This is a genomic window from Pseudomonas sp. XP1 (assembly GCF_053557675.1).
Map to the genome: position 1 here is coordinate 16,000 of NZ_JBNRIJ010000004.1, position 3,622 is coordinate 19,621.

Here is a 3,622-nt window from a genome sequence, read left to right on the forward strand (position 1 = left end):
AAGCAGCCCCTGTTGCAGGTTTAGTCAGGCTTCCTGTCGACCCACTTCGGCGCCACCGGCGCGACAAATTTGTCCATGCCGTCCAGCAGCTCATCCGGCTGCTGCCCGAGCAGCAACATCGCCCGATGCTGCGGCCGCACGAAACCTTCTTCGACGATATGGTCGAGGAACCCGCCCAGCTTCTCGTAGAAGCCGTTAACATCCAGCAACCCCAGCGGCTTGGCGTGATAGCCCAATTGCCCCCAGGTCCATACCTCGAACAACTCCTCCAGCGTACCCAGCCCTCCGGGCAGGGCGATGAATGCATCGCTCAGCTCGGCCATGCGTGCCTTGCGCGCGTGCATGCCGTCGACCACTTCCAGGCGGCTGAGGCCCTTGTGGCCGATTTCGGCATTCATCAGGCTCTCTGGGATGATCCCGATCACTTCGCCACCGGCCGCCATGGCCGCGTCGGCGACGGTGCCCATCAGGCCGACTGCACCGCCGCCATAGACCAGTGTCAGGCCGCGACGGGCAATCGCCTGGCCCAGTGATATGGCCGCTTCACGGTAGGCGGGGTTGGCACCAATGCTGGCGCCGCAGAACACACAAACGGAACGTACGGGCATTGCTCATCTCCAGTCACTCAGGCTGACAGGGTAAGGCCCATGTCCTACAGTTCCAAGGCCGGTTTCACTCCGGCCGGGAGAATTCGCAGATGGCGCCGGTGGCTCCATGGGCGTAGGCCGCCAGCAGGCTGTTCATCAGGCTTCCAAGGGTCATTTCGTATTGCTCCTAAATGAGAGGTTGTCCCATCGTCCAATAAAAGGGCATGATGTGCCCTTGAATTGGTTGTATACAATCCATTGAACAATTCTACTGGCTGGCCTCTTGACAGCCCCTTGACCCATATCAGCAAGGGGCTGAACGGTTTCAGGCAGTCTCGCAATTGATAAAACCCTGCCAAGGAGATTCATGATGTTTGCGAAAGCTGTAGCGGTATCCCTGCTGACCCTCGCCAGCGCCTCTGTCTTCGCAGCCGAGTGCTCGGTGACTGTCGACTCCACCGACCAGATGTCCTACAACACCAAGGAAATCACCGTCGACAAGAGCTGCAAGGAATTCACCGTCAAACTGACCCACTCCGGCAACCTGCCGAAGAACGTCATGGGCCACAACCTGGTGATCAGCAAGACTGCCGATATGCAGGGCATTGCTACCGAAGGCATGAGCCAGGGGCTGGAAAAGGACTACATCAAGGCTGACAACGCCGCGATCATCGCCCACACCAAGATGATTGGCGCTCCTGAGAAGGAGACCGAGGTGAAGTTCGACGCTTCCAAGCTGGAAGCCGGTGGCGACTACAGCTTCTTCTGCACCTTCCCGGGCCACATCTCGATGATGAAGGGCAAGGTCGTCGTCAAGTAATCAAAGGCTGACGGTGAATCCTGTGGGAGCGGGTTCGGCGCCCCGATGAACCCGCTCCCACAGGTCTTTCTACAGCCTGATCAAGGGGCGAACGGCAGTTCGCGCTTGTGCTGGGTCTTGCGGTAGGTAGCGACGATGATATCGAACGCTTCCTGATCAACCGGCTGCCCATGCAGGAAGGCATCGATCTGCTGGTAGGTCACGCCATGGGAGGCTTCGTCCGGCTTGCCCGGCGCCAGGTCTTCCAGGTCTGCAGTCGGCACCTTTTCCACCAGTGACTCCGGCGCACCGAAGCTGCGCGCAATCGCCCGCACCTGGTTCTTCACCAGCCCGCTCAGCGGTGCCAGGTCGCAGGCACCATCACCGAACTTGGTAAAGAAGCCCATCACCGCCTCGGCGGCGTGGTCGGTACCGATCACCAGGCCCGCGCGGGCACCAGCGATGGTGTATTGGGCGACCATGCGGGTACGTGCCTTGACGTTGCCGACCACGAAGTCCACCAGCGTCGGCGAGCCGTTCTTCAACTCCACCACTTCAGCCGCCAGCGCCCGTACTGCCGGGGCGATATCCACAGTGTGCACTTCGTCGGCCTTGATCACTTCCAGGCACGCCTGGGCGTCATGCTCGTCATGCTGGACCTGGTAAGGCAGGCGTACGGCGATGAAGGTGTAGGCCTTGTCGCCGGTTTCGGCGCGCAGCTCGTTGATGGCACGTTGGGCGAGCAGTGCGGCGGTCAGCGAGTCGACGCCGCCGCTGATGCCCAGCACCAGGGTCTTGAGCCGGGCGTTGGCCAGGCAATCCTTTATGAACGCCACGCGCCGGGCTACTTCGGCCTCGAGCGCGGCGGCGTCGGCGAACGGCGGCTGTACCTTCAGCGCCTGGGCAATCTCTTGCTGAACCGCTTGCATGGGTTACTCCTTGCTGGGGACTTTGAATACATGGCGCATGTAGGCGACGAAGTTCTCGTCGCGGCATTGGGTCTTGGCGGCTTCGTCCGAGATCTTCGCTACCGGCGCGCCGTTGCAGTCGGTCATTTTAAGCACGATGTTCATCGGGGCCACACCTGGGATATCACAGGTCAGGTTGGTGCCGATGCCGAAGCTGACGTTGATGCGACCGCGCAGGGCTCGGAAGATTTCCAGCGAGCGGGTCAGGTTGAGACCGTCGGAAAAAACCAGGGTCTTGGTCATCGGGTCGATACCCAGTTTCTGGTAATGGGCAATGGCCTTTTCCGCCCAGGCCACCGGTTCGCCCGAGTCGTGGCGCAGGCCGTCGAACAGCTTGGCGAAGTACAGATCGAAATCGCCGAGGAAGGCATCCATGGTGATGCAATCGGTCAGGGCGATGCCAAGCAGGCCGCGATACTCGCGCACCCAGCAGTCGAGCGCGGCGATCTGGCTATCGATCAGTCGCGGGCCGAGTTGCTGGTGGGCCATGATCCATTCATGGGCCATGGTGCCCAGAGGCTTGATATCCAGTTTCCATGCCAGGTCGACGTTGCTGGTGCCGACGAAGCGCCCCGGGAAATCGTCGCGCAGCACGCGCACCACTTCTTCCTGCACGCGGCTGGAAAAGCGTCGGCGGGTGCCGAAGTCGGCCACCTGCAGTTCGGCCAGTTCATCGTCGCTGGCATGCGCGCGCAGCCAGTCGAACTTGCGGTACAGCTGGTCGCGGGCCTCGGCCAGGCGCATGCGCGGGTGCAGGTGGCGGTTGCGCACTTCACTGATGATCGCCAGCAGCGGTACTTCGAACAGGATCACATGCAGCCACGGGCCTTTCAGGCGCAGGAACAGCTGGCCGTTTTCTATCCCCAGGCGTACGTAGCGCAGGTTGAAGCGGAACAGGCGCAGAAAGCGCAGGAAGTCAGGCTTGAGGAAGCTGATGCGTTCCAGGAAGGCCAACTGGCCGTCATCCAGGGTGAGGTCGCTGAGCAGTTCGAGCTGGTTGCGGATCTCGCCGAGGTATGGGCGCAGATCCTCGCCGTTGCGGCAGCGGAATTCCCATTCGACGTCGGCGTCCGGGTAGTTGTGCAGTACGCCCTGCATCATGGTGAGTTTGTAGAAGTCGGTGTCGAGCAGGTTGTGCACGATGCGCTCGGCGAATGCGCTCTCGCTCATCAATGGGGCTCCGGAGGCGGCGAATGGCGGACATTGTGCCAGCCTTTTCGGCCTTGTTGTGCCTGTTGCGGCCCTATCGCCGGGCAGCCCCCGCCCCC

4 protein-coding genes are annotated in these 3,622 nt (G+C 61.5%); 1 reads left to right on the forward strand and 3 read right to left on the reverse strand.

Features of this window, described 5'->3' with window-relative positions; genetic code table 11:
* Window positions 1-20: 20 nt before the first annotated feature.
* Window positions 21-608, reverse strand: coding sequence for an LOG family protein (locus ACK1U9_RS05220; protein ID WP_085599708.1), 588 nt, complete (start codon window positions 606-608; stop codon window positions 21-23).
* A 349-nt stretch (window positions 609-957) separates the two neighbouring features.
* On the opposite strand from ACK1U9_RS05220, the gene azu reads away from it, so the two are divergent.
* Window positions 958-1,407, forward strand: coding sequence for an azurin (gene azu, locus ACK1U9_RS05225; protein WP_108480749.1), 450 nt, complete (start codon window positions 958-960; stop codon window positions 1,405-1,407).
* Window positions 1,408-1,487: 80 nt separating this feature from the next.
* Here the strand turns inward: azu and nadE are convergent, their stop codons facing one another.
* On the reverse strand, window positions 1,488-2,315 hold the full coding sequence (gene nadE, locus ACK1U9_RS05230; protein ID WP_013974414.1) for an ammonia-dependent NAD(+) synthetase: 828 nt from the start codon (window positions 2,313-2,315) through the stop codon (window positions 1,488-1,490).
* Window positions 2,316-2,318: 3 nt separating this feature from the next.
* On the reverse strand, window positions 2,319-3,524 hold the full coding sequence (gene pncB, locus ACK1U9_RS05235; protein WP_153671489.1) for a nicotinate phosphoribosyltransferase: 1,206 nt from the start codon (window positions 3,522-3,524) through the stop codon (window positions 2,319-2,321).
* Window positions 3,525-3,622: the final 98 nt, after the last annotated feature.

Bases quoted from the DNA above. Each gene is read 5' to 3' on its own strand.
- ACK1U9_RS05220 (WP_085599708.1), bottom strand. From the start codon at position 608: ATGCCCGTACGTTCCGTTTGTGTGTTCTGCGGCGCCAGCATTGGTGCC.
- azu (WP_108480749.1), top strand. From the start codon at position 958: ATGTTTGCGAAAGCTGTAGCGGTATCCCTGCTGACCCTCGCCAGCGCC.
- nadE (WP_013974414.1), bottom strand. From the start codon at position 2,315: ATGCAAGCGGTTCAGCAAGAGATTGCCCAGGCGCTGAAGGTACAGCCG.
- pncB (WP_153671489.1), bottom strand. From the start codon at position 3,524: ATGAGCGAGAGCGCATTCGCCGAGCGCATCGTGCACAACCTGCTCGAC.